A 390-nucleotide genomic window follows, 5' to 3' on the forward strand; every position below is an offset into this window, starting at 1 on the left:
CTCCACGAGGATGTCGAACGGGCCTCCCATACCCTCAACCATCTGCATGGTTCGGCAGGCAGACAACCAAAGCTGCGCTTCATCCTCACATTATCGAAACTCAAACGACAGGGCGAGCGAACGTTCGGCGGGGTGAAACAACGTCCCGCAGCCTGCCTCGACTGGCGGCTGAAAGCCCATGGGGCCGAGCGCGAAGCGTTGCCTACTCAAAGCAACCTCCGGGGTGGGCAGGGCGCGTCCCCCCGGGGACGGCGCGTGGGTTTGCGATGACCGACGGCCCGGAAGCGGGGGCCCGTCCGCCCGGCCGGGTTGGATGGCGATGGGCGGGGACGTCTCCATCATGTTTCCTCGTGGAAGCTTCGCTCGCCACCCTGCGGAGGACGGTGTTCC

At 65.9% G+C, this 390-nt stretch carries 1 protein-coding gene; it reads left to right on the forward strand.

Annotated features, from left to right (window positions below; genetic code table 11):
- Positions 1-270, forward strand: a 270-nt coding sequence (locus G4D85_RS49105; protein WP_205526046.1) for a hypothetical protein, incomplete at its 5' end; no start/stop codon positions are given.
- Between the last annotated feature and the right edge of the window lie 120 nt (positions 271-390).

Origin of the sequence: Pyxidicoccus trucidator, from assembly GCF_010894435.1 — a bacterium.
Taxonomy (GTDB): Bacteria; Myxococcota; Myxococcia; order Myxococcales; family Myxococcaceae; genus Myxococcus; species Myxococcus trucidator.